The sequence below is a fragment of the Pelomicrobium sp. G1 genome (assembly GCF_051905455.1).
Lineage (GTDB): Bacteria > Pseudomonadota > Gammaproteobacteria > Burkholderiales > UBA6910 > Pelomicrobium.
This window is the reverse complement of record NZ_JBQACR010000699.1, coordinates 1-230: the sequence shown is the minus strand read 5'-3', so window position 1 is coordinate 230 and position 230 is coordinate 1. Positions and strand designations below refer to the sequence as shown.

Sequence of the window (230 nt, the reverse complement as noted above, 5' to 3'; positions counted from 1 at the left end):
TGCTGCGGCTCGCCGGGGCGGGGAGCGGGGATATCGTCAACGACACCCGGGATTACCTGCTCAAGGCCACCGTGGTGGCCACCTCCAAGGGACAAGGTGGCGCGGAACTGGCCCAGCTCAAAGGCATCACGGTGCCGGTGCGGGGGACGGGTCCCCTGGCCCAGCCCCGCTACGAGTTCGACTGCGGCGCCATCGCGGGCGACGTGGCCAAGCGGACCCGGGAGCGGGAG

At 71.7% G+C, this 230-nt stretch carries 1 pseudogene; it reads left to right on the top strand.

The features are described from left to right. Positions 1–230: pseudogene (locus tag ACTFO6_RS20185) on the top strand (AsmA family protein); the annotation flags it as partial.